Below are 25,738 nucleotides of genomic sequence, written 5' to 3' on the forward strand. Positions count from 1 at the left end.
AGAGCATCACGCTTTTGCCACGGGCTTATTGACGGTGGCTCCGAAAAGCCACGCCTACCCTCGGGGTCAAGACGACGTTGTTCTTGTGCTTCTCACGCTCTGACAAGTCAGCGGGAACTTCGAGCTTCGGACGATTCTGATTCTACTGTGTCTGAGTCATTGATTCCAAGACGAGCTAATAACGGGACCAACAGATCACCCAACGCCGTCGGGCCACGCCGCTTCTTGCGAGCAAGTTCGGCCAGCGGTTTGGCTTCCTCGGCGTAGGACGACTTGGGAAGCCAAGCAAACGCTTCGCCCAGCTGGGCGACGGATTGCGAAATCGGTGTCTGATGGTTTTGATGGAACGCTTGCAACTTCGACAGCAAGTACTCGCGATCGACTCCTTTGCCACGCCAAAGCTGCTGACCGGCGACGATCTGATAAACCATTCGCATCGCTCGGTTGGCAATGCGGCAACGTCGGTCGCGAGGATCGACTTTGCGTTGTTTCCAGGTGTTCGATAGTCCGCGATAGTACGGGTGGCACTTGATCAAGTTTTCGGCGACCAACATCGCGGCGCTGCGAAGGCGACGGTTGGCCTGACGGACCAACTTTCCATCCGGGTTGTCGACCTCATCGCTTTGGTAACGCGAGGGATAGAGGCCAGCCCGTCCGGGGAATCGCCCGAGCCGAAGCATAGTGCTCGATCGGTCCGGCTTCGCCAGCCAAACGCGCCGCCGAAATGACATTGATACCGGTGACGCTGAGCAACAGGATGTAGGGCGTTTTGACCAAAAAGCCCGACATTTCCCGTTCCACGGCGTGAATTTGTTCGTAAAACGATTCACGTAGCGAGTTCAGATCCTGCCACTGCCGGGTATGCAGCGATGATAGTTCGCTCGGCTCGGCGGCGGTTCGTGACCACGTGAGGATGCGTTCGAGTGTGCGCATTTGAAAGCGGATCTTCTCTTGACGCAGATGCTTGGCCAGACCTTCGGTGCCAGCTTTCTGAATCGACGCTGCCGATGGAAACGCCAACGCGATCGGCATGGCGATTGAGCGATGATAGAGCTTGTCATCTTCCCACAGATCGGCGTAGCCAGGCATCGCTTGATGCATCAATCTGCGAATCTGAACTTTGAGTCTTGCCTGTTGTTTGGTCAGGTTGTGACGATGCCGACTGAGGGCTCGCAGGTGCTGATAGACCTCGCCGACGGGAAGGGAAGCGAGACCGTATCCGGCAACCGCGGCGTGAAAGATGGCTTCGAGATCATTGTCATCGGTCTTAGCAGCGGGGTGCAGCGGTTTGCGATAGTGACTCGACGCAAACGGGTGAACGATGCGAGTGTCGAAGCCCGCTTTGCGGAAAGCGGCTTGAACGGGCTTGTGGTAGATGCCGGTCATCTCAACGGCGGCGATACGGTCGTCGATGCCTTCGGCTTCGCAGGCTTCGTTGATGGACGCGATCATCGCAGCGAAGTCACCTCGCCTATGTTCGACCGTTGTGGGCTCGATCAACACGCGTCCGAAGAAGTCGCACAGCATCCACTTGCTGCGGCGTTTGGCACAGTCGACTGCTACAATGCCGAAGTGCTGCGGGCCGCAAGCTTGGACTCTCTCTTGAACGTGTCCGGTTGGCTTGCCGATAAAGCGTTTGGTAGCGGTTTTACGGGTTCGAGATTTTGCTTTTGTGACCATCTGCGTGTCTCCATTGTGAAGGGAAGTGAATACTTCCAATGAAGCACGTGGATGGTCCTTTTGATTGATTTATTTGATCTAGGGGACATACCAGGTGACGGGGGTAATAATCACAGAAAAGACGCCAAACCGACGTGGGCCAAAATCAAAAATCAGTCCCGCGACTGGCTAAAGAAGCCGCCCAGCGAATCGGTAGTCCGTGATCAAAACGGGCAACCCTTTGTGGCCCCGCGACGCCGCTCGCAACAATCGAACTGCGAAGCAGTTCGAAATTTGTCACGGTGTGCCAGTGCTACACTACGCCACCATGCGGGCGCTGGCCGAGTAGAAGCTGGCGACGACGTCGACGACGCGGCGCTGTTCCGATTCGGTCATGCTGGGGAAGATAGGAAGATTCAGGATCTCCGCGCACGCCTTCTTCGTCTCGACCAAACCCGAGTGATCGAAGTTCAGATCGCGATAGCATTCTTGCGCATGAACGGGAACAGGGTAGTAGATTTCGCTGCCGACACTTCGATCGGACAGGTGGGCGCGAAGTTCGTCGCGGCGGCCACCGGGAACTCGCAACGCATATTGGTTCCAAACATGGAAAGCGCTGGGGTCTTGGTAAGGCAACACCAATCTATCTTCCGCCACCACACCGGCTTCGGACAACCAACGGTCGTAACGCGCGGCAATCGTTTGACGCGATTGCACGGCGTCGGGTAAGTGACGCAGCTTGACTCGCAGCACGGCGGCTTGGAACGTGTCCAAGCGGCTGTTGATGCCGACCACTTTGTGATAGTAGCGGGGGCGCATGCCGTGTCCGGCGAACAGTCGCAATCGGTCGGCGGTCGCCGGATCGAGCGAGGTCAACATGCCGCCGTCCCCCATGCCGCCAAGATTCTTGGTCGGATAGAAACTGAAGCAACCGATCAATCCCCAGCTTCCCGCCGGGCGAGAATGATAGGCCGCACCGATCGCTTGGGCGGCGTCTTCGACGACGATCAAGTCATGCGTGCAGGCGATTTGGCAAATGCGATCGATTTCCGCGCATTGGCCGAACAAGTGAACGGGGATGATCGCCTTGGTCCGCGGGGTGATGGCCGCTTCGATCTTCTCGGCGTCGATGTTGAACGTGTCGGGCCGGATGTCCACGAACACGGGCGTCGCGCCCAAGCGGGTGATGCAACTGACCGATGCGAAGAACGTGAAGCTAGGCACGATGACTTCATCGCCCGGGCCGATGTTCAGTGCCATCATCGCCAGCAACAGCGCGTCGCTGCCCGAAGCACACCCGACGGCATTATCGACTTCGCTGTAGGCGGCGACTTCGTTTTCCAACTCGACAACGTCGGGACCGAAAAGGAATCGACCGCTATCCACCACGCCGGTCAAGGCTTCGATGAATTCGTCACGGTAGGGCAGGTTGTCTCGGTTGACGTCCAAAAGTGGGACGTTTTCGACGGGATTGGCCATGATGGCAGCCTTCCTTGGCAGGGTGGGTTCGGCGTCTTCCTGACGCGATGTGCGGTGGGCCTAGAAATAACCGCCGCGGCGAATCACCGTCAAGATCACTCAGACCTGCAAACAGTGCCGATTCGCCATGCTGATCCCGCTGACGATGGCGCCCACGATGCCAACAAACCCTTGGTCGGTGCCGCACAAAAATACGTTGGGCAGGTGCGTGGTGCCGTCCAGCTGCTTGTCCGGAGCCCCGTAAACGGCTCCGTTATCGTGGAAAGTGAAGCGGCGGATCGTTTTCGGCGTGAAGACGTCCGTGTCGACGACATAGCTGCGAAAATCGGGCATGAAGCGAACCGCCGATGCGACCGCGTCGTCGTACTGCGTCACTTTTTCACTTCGGTATTTTATCTCGGGCAACTGGCACCATCGATCGTGATCGGCCAGCGTCGTGATTCGGATCACCCCATCGGGCAATTCGCCTTCCTCGGCATCGTAGACGTAATTGTTGGGCGAACAGATCACGCCGGTTCGGGCGTCACACAAGCGGCCGACGGGTTTCTGCCAAGTGAAGTGCGGACTGTCGTTATAAAACACGATTGTGCGGTCGAAACCGAAATCGACGGGCTTGCGATCCAGGATCGAAATCGACTCGATAAACGACAACTTGCCGGCTCGCGCGACGTCAACGTCGGTGATGTCGTCACACATCCGCAGCGTTTCGATGTTACCGGCCGACGACAAAATACGTTTGCCCGTGATCTCGGTACCGTCGTCCAAAACAACGCCAGCGGCTTGCCCGTTTTCGACGTGGATCTTGGACACGCCGCTGCGCAGTTTCAATTCGCCGCCCAGCCCGCGAAACTTCTTGACCAAGTTCTTCAAGATCACGCGGACTCCCTTGAACGGTCGGCCGAAGCCCTCCAAATAACAGGCGCGAAACATGATACAGAACTGGCCAAAGTCCATGTCATTTTCGCGTGCGTTGCCGTACCACATCAGCGGGCAGATCAGCATCTCGATCAGCAGCGGATCGGTGATGTGTTCGGCCATCACCTGGCGTGCCGAACGCATGAAGTTGGGCGCGTCACCGTCCATGTCGGTGTAGTCGAGCAGCGAACCGCAAAGCGATCGGAAACCATCGATTTGATCCGGGAACTGTTTCGCGATCTCAGACTCCAGCAAACTGATATCGTTGGTGAAATCCAGCGAGACATCTGGGAAGCGAATCGACGAACCGATTTGCTCGGCCAACTTGAAATCTTCCCATCGGAAACGAAGTTGGCGGATCAACTTGGCCAACGGTCCTTTCTTATCCGATCCCTTCCGCGCGAAGTTCGTCATCGCGTGCAGGCCAACGTCATAGTCCCGACCGCCCATCCGATAAAACGAGTTCAGCCCGCCGATCGTGTAGTGCTTTTCCAGGATACAAACCCGTTGATCAAAGTGGGCCAGCCGGATTCCGGCCGCCAAGCCGCTCATGCCAGCGCCGATGATGATCGTGTCGTACGGAGCGGTCATGGTGGATGAAAATTCGTGGTGGAGGATGAAGCGGGCGGCTCGACGTGTCAGAATAAGTCACCCGGCGAGGATCGACAACGAGTTCCGTTTTCTGCCACCTGTGTGCACCCCCCCTCCAAAGCGACTTCATGAGCGACGCTAAAAAGATCCGTTTCGTATTGATTGGCGGCTTTCTGGGTGCCGGTAAAACCACCTTGATCGGCCAATTGGCCCGCGCCTACGCGGCCGCTGGCAAGCGAGTCGGCATCATCACCAACGATCAGGCAGAGAATCTGGTCGACACGCAAAATCTTCGTTCGCAAGGCTTCGACGTCGGTGAAGTCGCCGGGGCGTGCTTTTGCTGCAGCTTCGATGACCTTGTATCCACCGCCGATATGCTGTCAGCCGACGGAGCCCCCGACGTGCTGCTGGCCGAGCCCGTGGGCAGTTGTACCGACTTGGTCGCCACGGTCGTGCTGCCACTGCAACAATTGCTGGGTGATCGGTTCGAGTTGGCCCCGTTCGGCGTGCTGTTGAAGCCATCGCACGGAAAGCGGATTCTCAGCATCGACGCCGCCGAGGCGCGAAGTGGTTTTTCGCCTCAAGCAGAATACATCTTTCGCAAACAGCTCGAGGAAGCCGACTACGTCATGGTCGGTCGCCGCGACCAGCTTTCCGATGCGGAAGTCGAAGCGTTGAAACAGCAACTCGCCGCCGTCGCGCCAAACGTGCCCGTGATCGCGGTCAGCCCCGCGACCGGTGCCGGTGTCGACGAAGTGATGGGTTACATCGAGTCACCGATGACTGCGGGACGACGATTGCTTGACATCGACTACGACACGTACGCCGACGGCGAAGCCGAACTGGGCTGGGTCAATTTGACCGCCATGATCCAAGCGGATGTGACGGTTGATCTGGATACGATCGCCGCAGACTTGGTCGGTCGCATTCGCAGCGAAGTCGTCGCCAAGCACGACGGTCATATCGCTCACTTGAAAACGTCAGTACTGGCGGGCGACACCCAAGCCGTCGCCAACGTGGTCAGTAACGATTCGCCAGTCGACGTCGGGTTGTCGGCCGGACGCAGCGTGTCGGGAACGATTCAAGTGATCGTCAATGCGCGAGTCGCCATGGACCCGGAAGACTTGGCGGAGGTATGCCGCGTACAAGTCAATGCATCGGCGTTGGCTTGTGGCGCAGTCGTCACCTCAATCGCCGCACGATCGCTACGGCCCGGGCGTCCTACACCGACGCACAGGGTCGGTGCGTAAAACACCCAGTGCCAGTTCCCGCGGTTCTATCGGCCGAACAGTTTGTCCAAACCGATTTTTTCGATCTGTTTGTTCAACTGTTTTTGGATGTAATTTTCCGCGTTGCCTTGCACGGCTTGCACGCCCAATTGGGCGACGACTTGCCGCACGCCCGAGGAATCCAATCGCGGCTGAGAAATCGTCCCATCGATGGGCAGCGACACCGTTTGGCCGACCAGACCTTGCAAGTCGCGTCCCAGCCAACGCGAATCCAATGGCAACTGCGCAATCATGTTCATGCGACCGTCGAACGCGACCCGTCCGCTGGTGATGATTTGTGCCCGGTCGATTTCGAAATACATTCGTTCGTGAATCACGATTCCACGATCGACAGCAAAGTCGACCTTTTGAGGCGGCATCGTGATGAGTGTACGGTTCGACGATGCCGAGACGGTTTTGCCCATCAATCCGCCCGCCAATGATTTCAGTTGATCGACGCCACCGATCAATTGCTCGGCCAAAGGACCCGCGTTCATTTCGACGCTGCCGATATTCAAGCGACCTACAATGCGAGTTTGATTCGGATCGTCAAACACGATCAACGCTTCGTCCAATTCCGCCGACAGCGTTCCTTGGATTCTTGCGGTGTTGGCTGCCAGCGGTGCCAAGTACTTCAACCAACGGTCCGTCATCTCGGGGGTCAACTGGATCGAGTCCGCGACGACGCCACGATCGATCTGCATCCACATCGGACCGGGCCGGTAATTGACTTTGCCGGCCAAGTTCAAGAATCCTTGCTCGTTGCCAACGGCGACCTTGGACGGCGCCACGGTGACGGTGGTTTCGGTCATTCGAACGGGAATGTTTGCAGATCCGAAAACGACACCTGCAACTTCGGCCGATTGCCAGCCCAAATTCGTTTCGATGTCGAGAGCGATTTCGCCGTCGGGCTTACGGACCGCTTGGATATCGATCGGTGTTTCGTGAATGCCGGTGGCTTGGATGGGGATTCCCGCCATCGGCGTCAGCAGCGTCGCAACCTTGTCCATTTTCAATCGGGCGGGGCCTTTCAATCGCACGTCGCCGACTTGATCGTTCCAAACGACCGTGCCCACCAAGGTCGTCGCGAACCAGTCACCGGCCAATTGAATCTCGTCGGTTTCGATGTTGCCAGACTTGGTTTCGTAACGCAACTTTCCGTTGACTTTCAAATTGGGTTCCGCCCAAACGACGACATCTTCGGCAGGTCGATTCGATGCGGGCATCGGCCCGGCGGCCACGTTGGCGGCAGCGGGTTCCAACATCGCCAAGTTACTGCCCGTCATGCTGGCGAGGATATTGATCCATCCGTCTGTCGTTTTCAAATCGACTTCACCGCTGCAATCGCCGCGGTACGAATACGAAGTGGACGCGACGGATGAGCTAGATGGCCCCGAGGCAAACCCAACCGATTGCACCGGAGCGATTCCGCCGCGGTCGTTCGACGTGACCCGAGTCTGGACGCTCCCTTGCAAACGGTCCAGCATCGCTCGCCATTTGATTTGCATGTCGACCGATTCACCGGACGCGGTACCCTTGACCGCAGCGCTGATCGCTTCGCCGGCGAGGGTCAGCTTGTCGGCAACGATTCGGCCGTCGGGCAGAAGCAGTTCACCGGCAAAGTCCAGCTCGATACTGGGTTGCGAAAAGTACTGTGTCGCGTAGCTGATTCGCGGTTGGGTCATCGTCAGTGTTACTTCGCGGATGCGCGTCGTGACGGTGGATGCGTCACCGATCGCCGACACTTGGAAGTCGCCGCCCGCGTCAACAAACTCAGCCGGCAACCACGGCGCCGCCAGTTCGGAAACGGTTTCCAGACGCCCATTGCCGCGAATCGCGATCGGCATTGGCACAGCACCATCGGGTCGTTTGACGGGCTGCAGCAGGTCGGCTTGCAGCACCAAGCCGTTGGTGTTCATACTGATTTTGGCACGCGACAGTTCTTCCAGCGAATCGCCGCCCCATCGCCCGACCGCTTCAACGTCGCCCTTCATCGCTTGACGACGGATCGTTTGTCCACCCGGCAACGTGACCAGCAAGCTGTTCGCTTCGCCGCTGCCTTCTAATCGCCAAACGTTATCGGCCGACGCGTTCCAGCGGATCTTTCCGTTGGCGGTGCCGGCCAATGTGGCTTCGGAAATTTCGACGATCGGCCGCAACATGGCCGTTAACCGTCCGAAGTCGATTTGCACATGGGCGCTGCCACTTTGCAGATCGCCTTGACCGACGGCAGAACTGAAAGCACTGCGCCATGCGAATTCTTCGGCGCGCACTTGGCCTCGTTGGGTCGCCACCGTCGCGGACAATTCGATCGGATCGATGACGACGTTTTGTCCGCCCGCGCGAGCGCGAAGGGCATCACTGGACATGGTCAGTTTGCTGCGGCGAATCGATGCACCGACGTCTCCGCCACGCGGGGTCGGCGCGCCGGGGTTGGACTCCAGCCTCGCGATCGCGCGCCCGGATATTAGTTCTGCGCCATCGCGCAGCGGCAACATGCCGGGCAATGCTTGATCCAATTTTGCTAAGTCGACTTCGACCCCTGCGGTGCCGTCGATCGCTTCGAGCCAACGCAGCGGGTTGTCATCGGTGCCGACCAACGAGAACGTCGTCGACACGACTCCGTCCATCGTGGCTTTGGCAAAGTCGGTGGTGGCTTCCAAACGGCGGCCGTACAACCGGGCCGCGGTTAATGTCAATTCGCCGTCGAGCGTCGCCAGATCGTTCTTCCACATTTGCGCGGCCGACGATCCCAGCATCTCAGAATCTTCGGCGGTCAGGTTGCGCACTTGCAATTGTCGGATCGCTGCTTCGATCACCCCATCGGCCGCGCTGGCCAACGAGATGGCGCCCGTCGCGTCACCGCCGACGCGACGAGGAATCGATGGGGCAAGTTCGGGCATCCGACGTCGAACCAATTCGACGATGGACAGCGGAAGCGATTCTGTTTTTACGTTCATTTTCCAAGGCAACGATTGCCCCGCGCCGACCGTCGTCGCCAACTCCATGGTACCGCCGATCGCACCGCCGGCGCCGCCCGGTTCGGTCAAGACGCCGTCGAACTTGGCTTGGATGTCAGCCGTTCCCAAATCGACTTCGGCATTCGAGTTGGCCAACTGCCACGCGCGTCCAGTGACTCGGTCTGAAACGTCAACGGTGATGTCTTGGATCTTTATCGTTCCGATCGTCGTCGCCGAATCACCGGTCGATGGTGTTTCAAGCAGCTGTTTCAAGTCGGCTTCGATGCTGGATGTGCCCTCATCGACGCTGCACACGACATGGACGCCGCGAATCGAAATTTGGCCGAGATTCGTGAACGATGAATCCGCGATCGCGCTGCTGGCGGTCATGTCCATGTCCAACTGGGCCACCGACACGTCGGTACCGGCGGCGCTGCCGTGGATGCGCAGCCCCGTCACCTGCAACGGAGTCACCCAACCGATACGAATCGATTCGGCGCTGCCTTCAAGTCCGTAGCCCGCCAAAGTGCTAGCCAGCACCGACCGACCGATCGATGAGTGGCTAATGATCGATGGAGCGGCCAATACCAAGAGAGCAACCAAAGCGATCGCGCCCAATACATAGGCTTGGCGTCGTCGCGAACGACCGTCGCGGCGCCGGCGCGTGGTTTCGCGGAGCGAACGTTCGTTTTGGTCAAGCAGGAAGTCATCAGTCGTCACGGTTTCATCCTTGCCGCCGTATGTTTCGGAATCAGTGGCGGAGTCTAGACATTAAGTCGCCATTGACCCAAGACAGATTTTTCTTCTTAGTGGCGTCTTGCTAACGACAACGGTGCCATTCGGGCTAACCTTCGTCCGTGACAACGATCTGAAACCAAACTCTTGTGATCAACACGCTGTATGCGAATCTTTCTGACCGGTGCGACGGGTCTGCTCGGTAACACAATCGTTCGACATTTGGCGGTCCATCGCCCCGGCGACGTGATCCATGCGTTGGTGCGTCGTCCGCCCGAACCGAAAATCTTTGAAGGCATGGATGTCCAGTTCGTCGAAGCCGATTTGGGCGACGCGGCAACTTACCCGGCCATTGCCGAGGCCATCCAACATTGTGACGTCGTCATTCATGCTGCCGCGTTGATCCATATCGGCTGGAAGCGATTGAACGCGTCGATGCAGGTCAATCGTGACGGAACCGCCGCCATCGTGGACGCTTGCTTGGCACACGAAAAGCCGCTGGTTCACGTCGGCACCGTCGACACGCTGGCATTGGGCAACCGCAGTGCACCGGCCAACGAAGATACGCCGCTGGATGCGAATGGCGAAAAGACGCAGTGCAGCTATGTGGTCAGCAAACGTGCCGGCGTGGATGTGGTCATGGCGGGTGTCCGACGAGGCCTGAGGGCGGTGATCGTTCACCCCGGATTCATGCTTGGCCCCTGGGACTGGAAACCCAGCAGCGGGCGAATGATCGTCGAAGTCGCACGAACGTGGCGGCCACTGGCTCCGTCGGGCGGATGCAGCATTTGCGATCCTCGCGATGTAGCCGCAGGGACGATCGAGGCGATGGACGGAATCGTCGAAGGCCGAATCGACAGCGGGCGGCAATACATTTTGGCTGGCGAAAACTGGACGTATTTCGAATTGTGGCGAGAGATTGCCGCGCGGACTGGCGCCGGCAAACCGGTCATGCCGGCCGGTCCCGGCCAACGCTGGATCGGTTCGATCGTGGCCGGCGCAATGCAGAAATGGTCGGAAAAAGAGGGCGATTTCAATACCGCCTCGTTGGAATTGAGCTCCCAGATCCACTGGTACGACTCGACCCGCGCCCACGACGAATTGGGTTACCGAATTCGAGACCCTCACAAGAGCCTGGATGACGCGGTCGATTGGATCGAGAACCGGCTGCCCGAGAACTCCAAGTCCGCGTCGAAGTCCGGCCCAAAATCCGGCGATTTTTAAGGGAAGCTATCGTTCCCTTGAACGGGTTTCGAGATTCTGGAAGATCGGCATCTGGCGAGCGAAGCCGAAAACTGACCCCCTAACAGAGCCGTGGCCGTCATTTCGGTCGTGATTGACAATCGCTTGCAAACGCGTTCAATCTGTTCGCTGGCGGCAGCATTCGTTCGCGAAGGCCCGCCGACTGAACTGCCCTCTGGGATACGATGGCACGCCACGTTTGGGAAACGAACGCGAGCGGCCATGTTGATGAACCCGGTCGGGATTTTCACGACTCAAAGAGAACGATTTGGATGGCGAGAGCCTCACTCGAAGCGATTCGCGACGCCGCGCCAGCGGTGCTGCCCAGTCTATTGCTGTGCGATTTCGGCGATTTGAAGGGCGAAGTGGCGAAGCTACATGACGCCGGTGCTCGCGTTCTTCATTTGGACGTGATGGATGGTCATTTCGTCCCCAACATGACGTACGCGATGCCGATCGTCTCAGGATTGCGTCGCCACACGGACATGCCGCTGGACGTCCATTTGATGATCAGCGACCCACTGAAATACGCCGGTCCGATGGTCGATGCGGGCGCAGACATGCTGACGTTCCATGTTGAAGCGGTCCGCGACGCAGCCGAAACGGCCGCTCGAATCCGTGATCTCGGTGTCAGCGTCGGCGTCGCGTTGAACCCCGAAACGCCATTGGGCAGCCTGCGAGAGTGCCTGGCAAACGTGGACATGGTTTTGGTGATGAGTGTCGAAGCGGGCTTTGGAGGCCAGAAATTCAATCCGATCGCTCTCGAAAAACTCCAGACTTTGCGGAGCGAATTCCCTGATCTGCTGCTGCAAATCGACGGCGGCATCGACGCAACCACGATCGGCCCCGCCCGTGCCGCCGGTTGCGATTTGTTCGTCGTCGGATCGGCGATCTTCAAGAAAGGCGACTACAAAGCCGCGATCAGCACGCTGGACGACCAGATTCGGTCACACGGCCCACCCAATGATCCCGATTCCAATGACCTTGGTGTGGGGAACTGATCGATGATTCTTAAATCACCCGCCGTTTCACAGGTGCTGTTGGTACGCCCCGGCGCGACGGAATTTGACGACCAGGGTCGCATCAAGGGCTGTATGGACATGCCGCTAAGCGAAACCGGGCGCCAGCAAGTGGAACTGTTGGCGGATCAAGTTTCGCACATCCCGTGCCGCACGGTTTATACGGCTCCCTGCGAGTCGGCGCGAGAAACGGCGGAAATTCTGGCCACGCATTTGACGGACCCTGACCGCGTCGACCGCGGACGGCCCGCCAAGGTGAAGGTCATCGATTGTTTGCGAAACCTGGATCACGGTTTGTGGCACGGCAAACTGATCGACGAATTGAAGCGAAACCACCCGAAACTGTATCGGCGCGGCCAAGAAACGCCTTGGGACATCTGTCCGCCCGGCGGCGAATCGATCAGCGATGCGCAAATTCGCGTCGAAAAAGCACTCCGCAAACTGCTGAAAAAGTCGCACGACGACCTGGTGGCCATCGTGATCCCAGACCCGATGGCGTGGATCGTTCAAGCCATGCTGGCCGGCGAATCGCTGTCGAATTTGTGGCAAGCCGAGACCGATTCGGGAAAATGGGACGTAATCGACCCCGTTTGGTAGCCGATTTGGCGTACGACGGCGGATCAATCTAGGAGGCACCCGGCAGCCTCGAATACAATGGAATGAGTACATCCGGGTGCCTGCGGGCGTTCTGATGGCATCGAAAGTCACTCGTCCCAGGATTTTTCTGCCGTGTTCCAACGCTTTGCTATCGCTATCGTCTGCTTGACGGGAATGGCTGCCACCGGTTTGGTGGTCGCTGCCGAGCCCGTTCGGCCACAGGTCGCATTGATCAACGAACTGATCGAACAGGGTTGGCGGGACTACGAAATCCGCTCGCCGGCACCCGAAGCCGATGACGCAACCTGGGCACGGCGCGTCCATCTGGACGTGATCGGTCGGATTCCAACAATCGCCGAACTGCAAGAATTTGCCGCCGACCGGGGTAGTGATAAGCGGGCGAAGTTGGTCGACAAACTGTTGTATGACGATCGTTACACCGAAGAGTACGCCGGACACTGGGCGACGATTTGGTCCAACTTGTTGATCGGTCGCAGCGGCGGAAACGACCGTCGGTCGATGGTCAGCCCCGCCGGAATGAAGAAATATCTTCGCGATTCGTTCGCGATGAACAAACCGTACAACACGATGGTTTACGAGTTGGTTTCGGCAACGGGCAGTGGAAAGCCCGGCACCGAGAACTTCAATGGCGCCGCCAACTTTTTACTGGATAAAGTCAATGAAGAAGACGCGGTGCTGGCGACCAGCAGCACGTCAAGAATCTTCTTGGGCCAACAGGTCCAATGCACCCAGTGCCACAACCACCCGTTCAACCAGTGGAAGCAACAAAGGTTCTGGGAATTCAATTCGTTCTTCCGCCAAACACGATCGCTGCGTCGGTTCGTCGAAGGCACCAACGATATCGAGCACGGCGAATTGGTCGACCAGGACTATGCCGGCGAAGGCAACGACCCTGAAGATGCGCTGATCTTTTACGAACTGAGAAACGGTTTGACCAAGGTCGCCTATCCGGTCTTCACCGACGGAACAGAAATCGGCAAGAGCGGTTTCGTCACCGAAGTCAATCGTCGGCAAGAACTGGGACGGTTGATGCTGGAAAGCGAATATCTGGACAAGATGGCCGTCAATCGAATCTGGTCATTGTTTCTGGGTTTCGGATTCACCAAGCCGATCGATGACCTGGGGCCTCACAATCCGGCTTCGCATCCTGAGCTGTTGGAAAAACTGTCGGCCGAGTTTCGCAAGTCCAGCTACGACCTGAAAGAGCTGATCACGTGGATCACGACCAGCCGCCCATATCAACTAGCCGCGGTGCTGGGATCGAACAACGAGATCGATGATCCGTCGATTGGCGAGATGCCGAAGTTCTCTCGCTTTTACTTGCGACAAATGTCAGCGGAACAACTGTACCAATCGATGGTCACCGCGACGGATGCGTCGGCATCGGGAAGCTACGAAGAACAAGAACGTGAACGCCGCAAATGGCTGGAACAGTTCGTTGTGGCGTTCGGAACCGACGAAGGTGACGAAGCGACGACGTTCAACGGCTCGATCCCTCAAGCGTTGATGTTGTTCAACGGTGAGCTGACGCAAAACGCAATCAGCAAAGCCGAAGGTAGCTTCATCGATCGCATCGCCGGATCCGGCCGATCGCCGCAAGAACGCGTCACCAACTTGTTCCAAGCCGGATTGGCGCGACGCCCCAGCAAAACGGAAATGCAAGTCGCCAGCAAACTGTTACAAGCTCGCAAGGGCGACGAAAAAGAAATGTTGCAAGACATGTGGTGGGCTGTTCTGAACAGCAACGAATTCATCATGCAGCATTAAGAAATAGATTTTAGGGATTAGGTTTTAGGTGTTAGAAAAAACTGCCTGCCGGACTAGTCGCTTTATCCATCTTTGACATCACACAACCCAACGCTCACATCCTTCTAACCGGACCCATTCACCATGTCAGCTTTTTGGAAAACTCCCGTCGGCATGGACCGTCGTCACTTCATGCAACACCTGGCCGGATCGTCGGCTGCCGCAGGTGCGGCGATGTCGTTGGGCAGCGCGATCTATGCCAATGCGGACGAGATGAAGAAGAACCGCAAGAGCGCGATCCTGTTATGGATGGGTGGCGGACCGGCCACGATCGACATTTGGGACTTGAAACCGGGTGCGCCGACGGGTGGACCGTTCAAGCCGATCTCGACCACCGGCGACATGCAAATCTGCGAACACATGCCAATGATGGCCCAGCAGATGAAACACCTTTCGATCGTTCGCAGCATGTCGACGCGTGAAGCCGACCACAACCGCGGTCGCTACTACATGCACACCGGCTTTGTACCCAATCCCAATATCGAACACCCCAGTTATGGTTCCGTCATCGCGCACGAGCTGATCGAACAACGACCGGAGTTGGAAATTCCTCCGTTCGTTTCGATCGGCGGCGCAGCTGCCGGCCCCGGTTTCCTCGGGATGGCGTGGAGTCCGTTTTCGGTGACCAGCAACGGTCGGATCCGAAACCTGGATATGAAATTGGACGAGTCGCGATTGATGCAGCGGATGGCCGCGCTGAACGCGATCGAAACAGGTTTCGAGAAACGAACGCGCGACCTGCCGGCATCGGAACACGCCAAAGTTCTGCGCAAAACGTACGACTTGATGACCAGCAGCCAAATGGAAGCGTTCCGTGTCGAAAAGGAACCCGATGAAGTCAAAGAACGCTACGGCACCGACAACTTCGGCCAAGGCTGCTTGCTCGCCCGCCGTTTGGTCGAAGCGGGTGTTCCGTTTGTCGAAGTCGACCTCGGCGGCTGGGACAACCACAACGGCATCCACAACATTCTCAAAGACACCAAACTGCCACAGCTCGACCGCGCCATGAGCGCTTTGACCGAGGACTTGGCTCAACGTGGTTTGTTGGAAGACACGGTCATCATGTGGATGGGCGAATTTGGACGAACGCCACGCATCAACCAAGACGCCGGTCGTGATCACTGGGCTCGTTCGTGGTCGTGTGTCGTCGGCGGCGGCAACCTGAAGGGCGGCCTGGCCGTCGGTGAAACCAGCAGCGATGGAACGGCCGTCGAAAGCGAACCGTACAGCAGCGAAGATTTGATGTCGACGGTTTGCAAAGGCTTGGGCATCTCGACCGAAAAGACGTTCACCAGCAAGAACGGTCGGCCGATGAAGATCGCCGGCGGTGGCAAGATCATCACCGACTTGTTGGCCTAGAACCGTGCCGACGCCGCAGCAATCCGATGGACCGGAGACCGGCGAATTGTCGCCTAACGAGCTGATCGCACGACACCAACGCGGTGTCTGGCGATACCTACGGATGCTCGGATGCGACGATGCGATGGCGGACGATTTGACGCAGGAGACGTTTTTGCGAGTCCTTCGTCGAGACAACTTCGTTCAACATAGTGAAGCCGCAACGAACAGCTACCTTCGCCGAACCGCTTACAATTTGTTGGTGTCGGACCACCGCAAAAACCAACGCATCCAAACGGTCGCTCCGTCGCCGTTGATGGATGAAATTTACGACCGATGGGCAGGAAAGGATCTGTCGGGCGACCAAGCGGTGGATTCGCTTCGGGACTGTTTAAAGGCGTTGACCGATCGAGCTCGATTGGCGCTGACGATGCGTTTCGGCAAGGGTGCTAGCCGGATCGAAATCGCCGAAGCACTCGACATCACCGATCACGGGGCTCGCAATCTGATGCAACGAGCCAAAGGACAGCTTCGCGAATGCGTCGAAGCGAAACTCGAACAACCTTCATCATGATGCCCGATTCAATCCATCCCGAAAACAATAACGACGACGCAATTGGCGATGACGCTCCCGACGAGCGTGCCTTTGATGCGTTGTTGATCGAAGCGATGGGAACCTCGGAACCGCCGGACTTGACGTTCCAAATTCTGTCGCGACTGCGACAAGAACCCGTTGCAACCGCCCGCACCGTACGACCGATTGCATCCGAATCGCCGGCATCATCGCAACGACGCAGTTCCAAGGGAATGCTCGGTTGGTGCGTGGCACTTGCCGCATTGGCGGCTTCCGTTGTTGGAATTGTTTGGATGCGAGGCAACCATTCCCCAGCGATCCAGATCGCAACAGCCTCGCAAGACGCGTCAAATGAAACGAGTTCGGCCGTCGCGGTTGACATACCGCCGAAATCTCCGGTGCCAACCGATGCAACGGGCAACAATGAAACGGGCAACAATGACTTACTGCGGGCGCCGCGGACCCGACCGGAAGGAATTCCGATGACGCTGCCGGTTGCCGTCGGCGACACACCCTCAAGCGAGGGCAACCCATTGCTTGCACCGGAGGCCACACGAAACCCGGGCCAGTGGAGCCCTTTACCAGCGATCACATGGGTCGCCCAACGTAGCGGCAACGAGATGCTTGCTTATTGGGCGGCCATCGGCATTCGACCGGCCGATCAAGCCAGCGATCAACAAGTGATCGACCGCGTCAAACGCTCGTCCGGCATCGAGTTGTCGATAGCCGACTTGGCGAACGCCAAGTCCATTCAAGAGCGGATCGCCACCGATGATGATTCCAAAGCGGTCGCCGGCCGCTGGTTGGCACATGTGACCGATGGAGGCATCGACCAACTCAGCCCGGAAAACAGAAGTCGGTTGGTCAACGACGTTGCTAAATCGTTTGCCGGCCAATCGCCTTTGGATCACACGGTCGCCCAGTGGATTGATGGACGTGGCGAATCATCGTCGGCGTTCTACACGGCAATGGCGGGCTCGTCGAAATCAGTTACCGATGGCGTGCTGGCGCGGCGGTTGGCGTCGTTAACGTTGAATGCCGACCTACGGTGCACGCGCTGTCATGATTCGTATATCGAAGGAAGCGGACGACAAGCCGATTATTGGTCGCTGGTGGGATTGTTGGACCAGTCCCTTGTCCGAAACAAGAACCAATGGACGGTCACTCCGTCGGCACCTTCGAAACCACTCTTTTACGATCTGATCGATGGCCGCCGCCGAGTCGCAACGGCGGGCGTCCCGGGACGCTGGCTGGCGGAAGATGATGCCACCGATTCGCTGGCCGATTGGTCGTCGCGATTGGTCGGGTCGCCGCAATTGGCGACCGGGATCGTCAATTCGCTTTGGGAAATGGTTCACGGTCAACCGCTGCGTGGGCGGGTCGTCGACCCGATGAACGCGCCCCACAACGACGCCTTGTCTTCATTGGAATCATTCCTTGTTGACGATCTGCGCAATTCGAACTTTGATCTTGGCCGATCGTTGGCTTTGATTTTGGCGTCGCCGGCGAACAACCGCGCGGTCCCCCAATCGCTCGAAGATGCCTGGGTCATCGAAAATGCCGAAGCAAAAGCGGCGGCGGAGGCGTTCGCGGCCGCACTTCCGGAAAAATCCAACCTTCCGCTCACGCGCCGGTTAGACGAGGCGATGCGGGCGATCGGCGCGAAATTGGGCGACGACGGCAAGATTGCACTGGCTCAAATCGGCGAGAACGGCGTAAAGGGCCCGAAAGTCAACGCAGATAGCTTGTCTTGGGACTTCCCCGATCGGGCCCAAGCGTTACCGGTTCAGTGGTTATTGCCGATCGAGGATTCGACCGAACGGGCACGCCATTTGGCGTATCTAGCGGGCTTGAACGAGCTGCCCAAGCCCGTCGAGCGGGCATTGTCCGCGATGAAAGCGGCGGCAGTGGACGAAACAACACTGCAAACCCGCGTCTGGTGGATGGTGAAGTGATCCGCCGACGAGGTGCGGATTTTGGCACGCGGATCGCGTTATATTCACCATTAGCGCACTTTTGACCCCCTTCGTACCGTTTTGATGTTGCAGCTTGCGTCAATCGCCGCATTTTGCAACACATACAATCGGACCGACCGTGGTTCTCCGTCGTGGAAAGCACGTTTTTTCCATGGCGGGTGCGACGACTCGCAAATAGACTCGAATGGCGAGTCTTTTTGCGGACTGCTTTTCACCTGATTCAACCAACCGGCTTGTTTGTCGCCGGCGGGACCACAACCGCTACGACACGGAGAAACTTCTCATGGGATTGCGACACGTCGCACACACCGTATTCACCTTGGCCATGGCCGCCGTGGTTGGGACGCCTGCAATGGCCGCCCCACCCGCTAGCAGCGACGGTGCCCAAGTCCGAATTGCCACCTATCGCGACCAAAATGGCGACGGGTACTTTGCCGCTTCGGTGCAACCGACGGCGGACGACGCTTTGATGACGGCGGTTCGGAAAGCTCCGGCCGACATCGTCATCTTGGTCGACACGTCGGCAAGCCAAGTCGGCAGTTATCGATCCGATTCGATCGCGGCAGTCCGCTTGATCGCTGAAAAGCTTCGTCCCGAGGACAACGTTCGCGTCTTTGCAGCCGACGTGCGGGCAACCGATCTGAGCAACGGGTTTACCAAAGCCGGATTGATCGATGGTGCCATCGCCGGCATGAAGAAACGCTTGCCGCTGGGCAACACCAACATGGTCGCCGTGATCGATTCGGTCCGCGCGTCGTTGGTTGCTCAACCTCAAAATCACTCGCGTTCGATCATCTACATCGGCGATGCATCTTCCGTCGATGCGATGGGCGATGCCGATCGCTTCGGTGCTTTGATCAGCGCGTTACGAGCAGATCGAATTGCGGTTCACTCGTTGGCCATCGGCCCGGCGACCAACGTCGAACTGATGGGCGTTCTAGCGAATCAAACCGGCGGAGTCGTCGGCGTGGTCGCCGACAATGACACCGCTTCGGTCGCAGTGTTGTCGCCACAAATCGCTCGCAGTGCAACGATGTCGCCGATTTGGCTGACCGATGCAAAGATGATCAAGGGCACCGCATCGATCCAAGCTGATCGCTTGCCACCACTACGACTCGATCGCGACTCGATCTTCGTCGGACATATTCAAGCCGGATCCGATGAAAACGGTTCGCTGCAGTTCACAGGCGAAACGTCGACCTCGTCGATTCGCATCACAGCCGACGCCGAATTGGAAGCTAGTCATCCAGACTTTGCCTTCTTGGGCGGCTTGGTCGACCAGGCGAAATCCGATCAAGGACTCCGCTTGGCGACGGCCGGATCGCCACTGCTGCGTGAAACGTCTCGCATGCTGGCCTCGAAGTCAGACGAACTGGTTCGGGCCGGCAACATGGCTTTGCAACAAGGAAACAAGCGTGGCGCAAAAGTGGTTGCCGAAATGGCGCTGCAAGCCGACCCCAACAACGCAGCGGCCGCGACTCTTGAGAAAGCCGCTGGCAACCGTCTTGTGATGCAAAACGATGGCGGTTTCGATGACATTTTCGGTGGCGGCGGCGACGCTGCTGCTCCGGCGGCTCCGGCACCACCCGCAGCGATGGACGACCCGTTCGGCGCCGCACCGGGTGATGCAGATCCCTTTGGCGGTGACGCCGGATTTGGTGCTGAACCTGCTGCGCCCGTCGCACCGATGGCACCAGCAGCGCCCGCACCGGCAACGATGGCTCCGCCACCCGCAGCGGTCGCCCCCCAAGTGATCCAACCTCGCGCCGGCAGATTCGATGATTTTTCGACGTTCGGCACACCGGTTGGTGACGACGAATTGATGGAAGCCGGCGGCGAATTGCTGGACCGTGTTCGCAGCGAACGGGCGGCCAATGACGGTCGCTTGCGATCGAACGTCCGTGCGGCACTCCGCGAAGCAGAAAAGCGAATGCGTACCGACCCGACCAATGTGGCCGGATCGCTGAAGAGCTTGCTTGCTAACGTTGAAACCACGCCAGACATCGACCCGCAATTGCGTCGCGAACTGTTGTCACAAGTGCGTTCAGCGATCCAAATCGCAAGCCGACGTGAAGCCGAGTACAGCGAAAGCCAACGCAACCTGGAACAAATCGTGTCGGCTGCCAACAGTTCCGAACGGATGCTGGCCGATACGTTCCGACGTGAAGCCACCCTAAAGACTTTGTCGGACCAAATGAACGCGTTGATCGACGAAGGTCGCTATGACGAAGCCGACGGTGCGATCACGCTCGAGTTCGCCGAAATCGCCGGTGACACGATCACTCGCGACTCGGTCGCCGGTCGTCACTTTACCGATGAACCGCTCAGCTTGCAGGTCTATGACCGCGACCGTCGTTACCGCGAAATGCGAGAACGAAACTTTGTCGACGCGTTCTCGTTGGTTCTGAAAAGTAATATCCCCTTCGTTGACGAACCCCCAATCGTTTACCCCGATGCCGATGTCTGGCAACGCATGAGCCGTCGTCGTTTGGAACGTTACGGTGCCATCGAATTGGTCGGTGACAACGAAACCGAACGTCGTATCCAAGCCGCACTCAGCGACGAAACCACACAAGCATTCGTCGACATGCCTTTGAATGATGCGATCGCCGAATTGAGCCGAGCCCACGACATCCCGATCGTGGTCGAAAACCGTGCTCTTGAAGAAATCGGTTTGTCGGCCGAAGAACCGGTCAACCTGTCGCTGAAGAATGTCTCGCTGCGATCGTTCCTTCGATTGATGTTGCGAGACCTGGAACTGACGTACGTCATCAAAGACGAAGTCATGCAAATCACCACCATCGAATCCGCCGAACAGAACTTGATCAACAAGGTCTATCCGGTCGGTGACTTGGTCGTGCCAATCATCCAACTGGGTGGCGGCGGCGGCATGGGCGGCGGTGGTGGCGGCATGGGCGGCGGCGGTGGTGGCATGGGCGGTGGCGGCGGTGGTATGGGCGGCGGCGGCATGGGCGGCGGCGGAATGGGCGGCGGTGGCGGCGGCGGTATGTTTGCCGTTCCCGACGACGTCTCGCTCGGATCCAAGTCGTCGACATCCAAACCGACGACCGATGCCAAGACCGAATCCAAGGCTGGATCAAAGTCTGACGCAGCGGCAAAGCCGATTGCAAAAAACGACTCGTCCATCGGCGCCATTCAATTGAAGGTCGCCGACGGCCAATCGCGCGACGAAGCTTGGGACCAGTACTTTGCATCGCAAACGATCCAAGGTGCCAAGGATTTGACCGTACTGGATCAACGCATCCGTTCGACCGTGGCATTTCATTCGGCCAAAGCTAGCCGATTGCAATCCAAAGGCGACAACGATGCGGCCGTGGAACAGTTCGCCGTGGCTCGTGACGTGATCGCCGCAGCGATGCGAGCGGGCCACGTTCAACCTTGGATGTACCAAGCCTACGCCATCGCACTGAAAGCAACATCGGCACCAATCGAAGACATCGAACGCGCCCTGTTGTCGGCCGTTGACTTTGCCGAAACCCCCGAAGACGTATTGCACGTTGCCGGGCGTTTGGAAGAACTCGGTTCGTCGGCTGCTGCATTGCGATTGTGCAAAGATGTTTCGGTGATCGATCCTTATCGACGCGAAACGTATGTGATGGGACTGCGACTGGCACGCCAATCGGGCGACATCGAAGGAAAAATGTGGGCGTGTGAAGGCATTCTCGGTCAAGCATGGCCCGAGACCTTCGACGCCGTTGTCGAAGAAGCTCGTTTGGTTGCTCGCGCCACTCACGCCGAATTGCTAGAAGACGGCCAATCGGACTTGGCCGCGAAGTTCAACGACTCGTTGCAAGCGGCCGCGTCACACGACGTGATCGTGCGAGTGTCATGGACGGGAGATGCCGACATCGATTTGGCTGTTGAAGAACCATCGGGCACCGTTTGTTCGCTCGAAAATCGTTCAACGGCTGGCGGTGGAACACTCGTCGGCGATGCTTTCCCAGGCAGTGCAAGCGATGAAGCCGGCACCGTTTCCGAAACCTATCTGTGTCCCCAAGGCTTCTCGGGCCAATATCGATTGCTGGTTCGCCGAGTTTGGGGCAATGTTTCAACAGGCAAAGTCTCGGTCGAATTGTTGACCGATGTCGGTCGCCCTTCGCAACGTTTTATTCGCCAAGAAGTTCCGTTGACCGAGAAAGACGCATTGGTCATTTTCGAAGTCAAAGAGGGCAAGCGAGCCGAAGAAGTCGGTGAAGCACAATTGGCGAACCTGCGCGACGTTCAACGCAAGGTCCAAAATGAAGTGCTTGGGCAAGGCGTCGGCGGCGGTAACAGCGGCCAAGTGTTGACCGATTTGTTCAATGATATCCAAAACCTCACAGGTGGCGGTGGCATTGGAGGACAGAACCCGTTCAATCGACGCGGTGCGGTCGGCTTCCGACCCGAATTGACGGTCTTGCCCGAAGGTGCATCGGTTTCCGGTTTGGCCATCATTTCGGCCGATCGACGCTACGTTCGAATCTCGCCGGTCCCGTTCTTCTCGCAAGTCGGTGACGTCTCGACGTTCAACTTTGTGACGGGCGAAGACGGCGGTGGCGGTGGTGCTGCCGGTGGCCTCGGTGGCGGTGGCGGTCTTGGTGGTGGTGGCGGTATCGGAAACTGATCGCTCCGATTCAACCACTTGCACCTTTGATTTGATGAGTTTCACGAGCCGGCTTGGTTTCCAAGCCGGCTTTTTTCGTTGTTTCCTTCAAGTGGACAAAGCGACCCGATCACGAATGGCCTTGTGCAGTGAATACGAAAATTGTTAGCCAAAAGGTTCAAGTTTCGATTTTGACCACGTGCACCCTTCGAGGCAGTCCCCATGCCCTATGGCGTTTATCTATCAGCCGCCGGCGCGCACGCTCAAAGCCACCGCATGCAGGTGCTTAGCAACAACCTGGCTAACGTCGCAACCACTGGCTTCAAACCAGAAGAGACTGTTCTGCAGGCACGGTTCTCCGAAATGATCGAAGGCGGGCAAGTCGCCCCCGGTTTGGGCGGCGCCGACGACATCGGTGGTGGCGTCACGATTCAACCATCCGCCACCCAGTTCGCGGTCGGCCCGATGAAAAAGACGGGACGGGATCTGGACTTTGCGATCAACGACGAAGAGTCGTTCTTTGTCCTCAAGCGTGGCGATGAACAGTTGCTGACGCGTGCGGGAGACTTTCTGTTCGATTCACGGGGACAAATGATCAACACGTCGGGCGAGCAAGTGCTCGCGACCGACGGATCGCCAATCCAAATTCAACCGGGTGTGCCCGTCGAAGTCGCCGCCGGTGGACGCATTCGACAAGCAGGCACGACGTGGGAATTGATGGTCGCCAAACCCAAGAGCATGGGCGACGTGTCACACCTGGGCGGCAACCAGTTCAAACCGCTGGCACCGTTTGACCTTGTCGGCGGCGGCGATCGGCAAGTAGTAGCAGGGATGCTGGAACAATCTGCGGTCAGCCCCACCGGCGCGATGATGGAGCTGATCGAGACTTCGCGAGTGTACGAAGCCAACGTGAAGATGATCCAAAACCAGGACTCAGTCATGGGTTCGTTGATTTCAAGAGTCTTGCAAGCGTAGCGACAAAGTCTGAAACCTGAAAACGGAAAGTAAATTGCCATGAGTGTTCAAACTCTATACACAGCCGCCACCGGCATGGAGGCGATGGAAACCAAGTTGGACGTGATCGCCAACAACTTGGCCAACATCAACACAACCGGTTTCAAAAAAGACCGCGCCAACTTTGAAGACCTACTATACCGAACAGAAGTCTACCCCGGTGTTCAAGACGCCAGCCAAACGCCAACGGCGGTCGGCACGCAAGTCGGGCTGGGTGTGCGGGTTACTAGCACGCAGACCGACCACAGCCAAGGCACACTGCAGCAAACCGGCCGCGAACTCGATATCGCGATCCAAGGCAAGGGATTCCTTCGCGTGCTCGATCCGTCTAGCCAGCAAACGATGTACACCCGCGCGGGAAACTTGGACATCAACGCGAACGGCCAACTCGTCATCGGTTCGGCTCAAATCGGGCGACTGGTTGATCCGCCGATCACGATCCCGCAAGACGCGACTGCGATACAAATCAATGCCAACGGCGAAGTCATGACGCGCGTGCCCGGACAAGTCGAACTGGCGAACCAAGGTCAGCTACAACTCGCACAATTCATCAACCCGGACGGTTTGTTGAAGGTCGGCGAAAACATGTACTTGCAAACCGACGCATCGGGGCAGGAACAACTGGCAAACCCCGGCGACCAGGGACTGGGAACGCTTCGCCAAGGCAACTTGGAAGCTTCCAACGTCCAACCCGTTCAAGAACTGATCGACTTGATCACCACCCAACGGGCGTTTGAGCTGAACAGCCAAGCCGTTCAAGCCGGCGACCAATTGATGCAGACCATCACCAACCTGAAACGCTACTAACCTTTCATCGATCGTCTTTCATGCTTTGCCGACTGCGTTTCCTGATGCTCGCTACCTCGATAATTTTCGTGTCGTTCGCCGATGCGCAGGAACGCTCGGGGACATTCGACGCTACCATCGATTCCAAAACCCATTGGGCATTTCGCACCGTCTCACCCGTTACGGTGACTTCACCGATCGTGCGACTGGGCGATATTGTCGAACCCCTGGATCCTCATCAAGCGGGCTGGCAACGGCTTCGCCGGGCCGCAATCGGCTTGGTCCCCGTCAGCGGTGAAACGATGACCATTCGCCGCGAGCGATTGGGCAAAGCGATCTTGGCGGCCGAAGCAACGCCGCGATCGATCGACTGGCACGGCCCCTCTGAAATTCAAGTCGTTTATAGAAAAGCAACTGCAAGTCAGTCTGCCACTCAAAACGATGCAATCCGAACGGTGAACTACGAATCGGAATCGGTACCCGCCGGCCCGGCGTTGTCCACGATCGACGCCAAGCGAGTCATCCACTGGATCGAGATCGCGATGAAGCAATTTCATCCCGACGTCATCGAACGTTACGAAGTGACGATTCCCGCCGATCAGTCTGCCTTTGCACAGTTGCGATATCTGAGCGGAGTCGCTGATCTTGAACCGCGGTCCCCGATCGAATCGGGCCCGTGTCGTTTCGCGGTCACGGCGCGCTCTGTATCTGGCCCGATCGAAGTCGAAGTCGAAGTACTGTTGACGCAACACCCACAAATCCCGGTCCCGACGCGCAGCCTTGGCCGCGGTCACCGCATCGAAGCGGCCGATATCGAACTGCGTCCCTTCGCGTCGGACAAGATTGACCCCAACGCGATTTCCGAAATGGAAACGTTGATCGGTCAAGAAGTGCGCAGCAATTTGCGAGTCGGCCAAGCAATCATGCACGGTGATTTTGGATCACCCATCCTGATTCATCGTGGCGATTTGATCGAAGTACGTGTCGTCGGCGGTGGTGTCAGTGTCACGACCAACGGCAAGGCACTCGGTGATGGCTCTGAAGCCGAGTTGATTGAAATCGAAACACTCAATCCACGCAAACGATTGATCGCAAGAGTTGCCCGTCACGGCGTGGTTGAAATCACGACGCGAGCCCCGGTTCTACGCTAATTCC

17 protein-coding genes are annotated in these 25,738 nt (G+C 57.9%); 12 read left to right on the top strand and 5 right to left on the bottom strand.

Features of this window, described 5'->3' with window-relative positions:
- Positions 1 to 107: 107 nt before the first annotated feature.
- From Poly51_RS00480 to Poly51_RS00495, 4 genes are all read right to left on the bottom strand, one after another.
- Entirely contained in the window at positions 108 to 680 is a 573-nt protein-coding gene (locus Poly51_RS00480) for a hypothetical protein (protein ID WP_146453394.1), read from the bottom strand.
- On the bottom strand, positions 616 to 1,680 hold the full coding sequence (locus tag Poly51_RS00485; protein WP_146453395.1) for an IS110 family transposase: 1,065 nt from the start codon (positions 1,678 to 1,680) through the stop codon (positions 616 to 618). Before Poly51_RS00485 ends, Poly51_RS00480 begins: the two co-directional genes overlap by 65 nt.
- A gap of 297 nt (positions 1,681 to 1,977) precedes the next feature.
- Positions 1,978 to 3,138 (bottom strand): DegT/DnrJ/EryC1/StrS family aminotransferase, encoded by a 1,161-nt coding sequence (locus Poly51_RS00490; protein WP_146453396.1) that lies wholly within the window; start codon positions 3,136 to 3,138, stop codon positions 1,978 to 1,980.
- A 99-nt stretch (positions 3,139 to 3,237) separates the two neighbouring features.
- A complete protein-coding gene (locus Poly51_RS00495) occupies positions 3,238 to 4,644 on the bottom strand; it encodes a phytoene desaturase family protein (protein ID WP_146453397.1) in 1,407 nt (468 codons plus the stop codon).
- 128 nt (positions 4,645 to 4,772) lie between these two features.
- On the opposite strand from Poly51_RS00495, the gene Poly51_RS00500 reads away from it, so the two are divergent.
- Positions 4,773 to 5,894, top strand: a complete 1,122-nt coding sequence (locus Poly51_RS00500) for a GTP-binding protein (protein WP_146453398.1) — start codon at positions 4,773 to 4,775, stop codon at positions 5,892 to 5,894.
- A gap of 26 nt (positions 5,895 to 5,920) precedes the next feature.
- Here the strand turns inward: Poly51_RS00500 and Poly51_RS00505 are convergent, their stop codons facing one another.
- A complete protein-coding gene (locus tag Poly51_RS00505; RefSeq protein WP_146453399.1) occupies positions 5,921 to 9,592 on the bottom strand; it encodes a hypothetical protein in 3,672 nt (1,223 codons plus the stop codon).
- A 180-nt stretch (positions 9,593 to 9,772) separates the two neighbouring features.
- Between Poly51_RS00505 and Poly51_RS00510 the strand changes: the two genes are divergently transcribed.
- The 11 genes from Poly51_RS00510 to flgA all read left to right on the top strand — a co-directional run bounded on the left by Poly51_RS00510 (position 9,773) and on the right by flgA (position 25,734).
- Positions 9,773 to 10,831: an NAD-dependent epimerase/dehydratase family protein gene (locus Poly51_RS00510; RefSeq protein WP_146453400.1), complete on the top strand. Its 1,059-nt coding sequence runs from the start codon at positions 9,773 to 9,775 to the stop codon at positions 10,829 to 10,831.
- Between the two features lie 290 nt (positions 10,832 to 11,121).
- Entirely contained in the window at positions 11,122 to 11,850 is a 729-nt protein-coding gene (gene rpe / locus Poly51_RS00515) for a ribulose-phosphate 3-epimerase (protein ID WP_146453401.1), read from the top strand.
- Positions 11,851 to 11,853: 3 nt separating this feature from the next.
- A complete protein-coding gene (locus Poly51_RS00520) occupies positions 11,854 to 12,465 on the top strand; it encodes a histidine phosphatase family protein (RefSeq protein ID WP_146453402.1) in 612 nt (203 codons plus the stop codon).
- A 174-nt stretch (positions 12,466 to 12,639) separates the two neighbouring features.
- The gene (locus Poly51_RS00525; protein ID WP_146455041.1) at positions 12,640 to 14,253 is read left to right on the top strand and encodes a DUF1549 domain-containing protein; all 1,614 of its coding nucleotides are present in this window, start codon (positions 12,640 to 12,642) and stop codon (positions 14,251 to 14,253) included.
- Positions 14,254 to 14,376: 123 nt separating this feature from the next.
- Positions 14,377 to 15,651 carry a DUF1501 domain-containing protein gene (locus Poly51_RS00530; RefSeq protein ID WP_246114185.1) on the top strand — a complete coding sequence of 425 codons (1,275 nt, stop codon included), beginning with the start codon at positions 14,377 to 14,379 and terminating at the stop codon, positions 15,649 to 15,651.
- A gap of 4 nt (positions 15,652 to 15,655) precedes the next feature.
- Positions 15,656 to 16,204, top strand: a complete 549-nt coding sequence (locus tag Poly51_RS00535) for an RNA polymerase sigma factor (RefSeq protein ID WP_246114186.1) — start codon at positions 15,656 to 15,658, stop codon at positions 16,202 to 16,204.
- Positions 16,204 to 18,159: a hypothetical protein gene (locus Poly51_RS00540; RefSeq protein ID WP_146453403.1), complete on the top strand. Its 1,956-nt coding sequence runs from the start codon at positions 16,204 to 16,206 to the stop codon at positions 18,157 to 18,159. The genes Poly51_RS00535 and Poly51_RS00540 overlap by 1 nt, the downstream gene beginning before the upstream one ends.
- A 304-nt stretch (positions 18,160 to 18,463) precedes the next feature.
- On the top strand, positions 18,464 to 22,804 hold the full coding sequence (locus Poly51_RS00545) for a hypothetical protein (RefSeq protein ID WP_146453404.1): 4,341 nt from the start codon (positions 18,464 to 18,466) through the stop codon (positions 22,802 to 22,804).
- A 201-nt stretch (positions 22,805 to 23,005) separates the two neighbouring features.
- Positions 23,006 to 23,758, top strand: a complete 753-nt coding sequence (locus tag Poly51_RS00550; protein WP_146453405.1) for a flagellar hook-basal body protein — start codon at positions 23,006 to 23,008, stop codon at positions 23,756 to 23,758.
- Between the two features lie 39 nt (positions 23,759 to 23,797).
- On the top strand, positions 23,798 to 24,604 hold the full coding sequence (gene flgG / locus Poly51_RS00555; RefSeq protein ID WP_146453406.1) for a flagellar basal-body rod protein FlgG: 807 nt from the start codon (positions 23,798 to 23,800) through the stop codon (positions 24,602 to 24,604).
- A 68-nt stretch (positions 24,605 to 24,672) separates the two neighbouring features.
- Positions 24,673 to 25,734, top strand: a complete 1,062-nt coding sequence (gene flgA / locus Poly51_RS00560; protein WP_186775256.1) for a flagellar basal body P-ring formation chaperone FlgA — start codon at positions 24,673 to 24,675, stop codon at positions 25,732 to 25,734.
- The last annotated feature ends 4 nt before the right edge of the window (positions 25,735 to 25,738 follow it).

This window comes from Rubripirellula tenax (assembly GCF_007860125.1).
In the GTDB taxonomy this organism is placed as follows: domain Bacteria; phylum Planctomycetota; class Planctomycetia; order Pirellulales; family Pirellulaceae; genus Rubripirellula; species Rubripirellula tenax.

What these genes read in the sequence shown, in the direction of transcription:
- Poly51_RS00540 (WP_146453403.1), top strand. Translation starts at nt 16,204, where the DNA reads ATGCCCGATTCAATCCATCCCGAAAACAATAACGACGACGCAATTGGC.
- Poly51_RS00495 (WP_146453397.1), bottom strand. Translation starts at nt 4,644, where the DNA reads ATGACCGCTCCGTACGACACGATCATCATCGGCGCTGGCATGAGCGGC.
- Poly51_RS00485 (WP_146453395.1), bottom strand. Translation starts at nt 1,680, where the DNA reads ATGGTCACAAAAGCAAAATCTCGAACCCGTAAAACCGCTACCAAACGC.
- flgG (WP_146453406.1), top strand. Translation starts at nt 23,798, where the DNA reads ATGAGTGTTCAAACTCTATACACAGCCGCCACCGGCATGGAGGCGATG.
- Poly51_RS00550 (WP_146453405.1), top strand. Translation starts at nt 23,006, where the DNA reads ATGCCCTATGGCGTTTATCTATCAGCCGCCGGCGCGCACGCTCAAAGC.
- Poly51_RS00480 (WP_146453394.1), bottom strand. Translation starts at nt 680, where the DNA reads ATGCTTCGGCTCGGGCGATTCCCCGGACGGGCTGGCCTCTATCCCTCG.
- rpe (WP_146453401.1), top strand. Translation starts at nt 11,122, where the DNA reads ATGGCGAGAGCCTCACTCGAAGCGATTCGCGACGCCGCGCCAGCGGTG.
- Poly51_RS00520 (WP_146453402.1), top strand. Translation starts at nt 11,854, where the DNA reads ATGATTCTTAAATCACCCGCCGTTTCACAGGTGCTGTTGGTACGCCCC.
- Poly51_RS00525 (WP_146455041.1), top strand. Translation starts at nt 12,640, where the DNA reads ATGGCTGCCACCGGTTTGGTGGTCGCTGCCGAGCCCGTTCGGCCACAG.
- Poly51_RS00490 (WP_146453396.1), bottom strand. Translation starts at nt 3,138, where the DNA reads ATGGCCAATCCCGTCGAAAACGTCCCACTTTTGGACGTCAACCGAGAC.
- Poly51_RS00510 (WP_146453400.1), top strand. Translation starts at nt 9,773, where the DNA reads ATGCGAATCTTTCTGACCGGTGCGACGGGTCTGCTCGGTAACACAATC.
- Poly51_RS00500 (WP_146453398.1), top strand. Translation starts at nt 4,773, where the DNA reads ATGAGCGACGCTAAAAAGATCCGTTTCGTATTGATTGGCGGCTTTCTG.
- Poly51_RS00545 (WP_146453404.1), top strand. Translation starts at nt 18,464, where the DNA reads ATGGGATTGCGACACGTCGCACACACCGTATTCACCTTGGCCATGGCC.
- Poly51_RS00530 (WP_246114185.1), top strand. Translation starts at nt 14,377, where the DNA reads ATGTCAGCTTTTTGGAAAACTCCCGTCGGCATGGACCGTCGTCACTTC.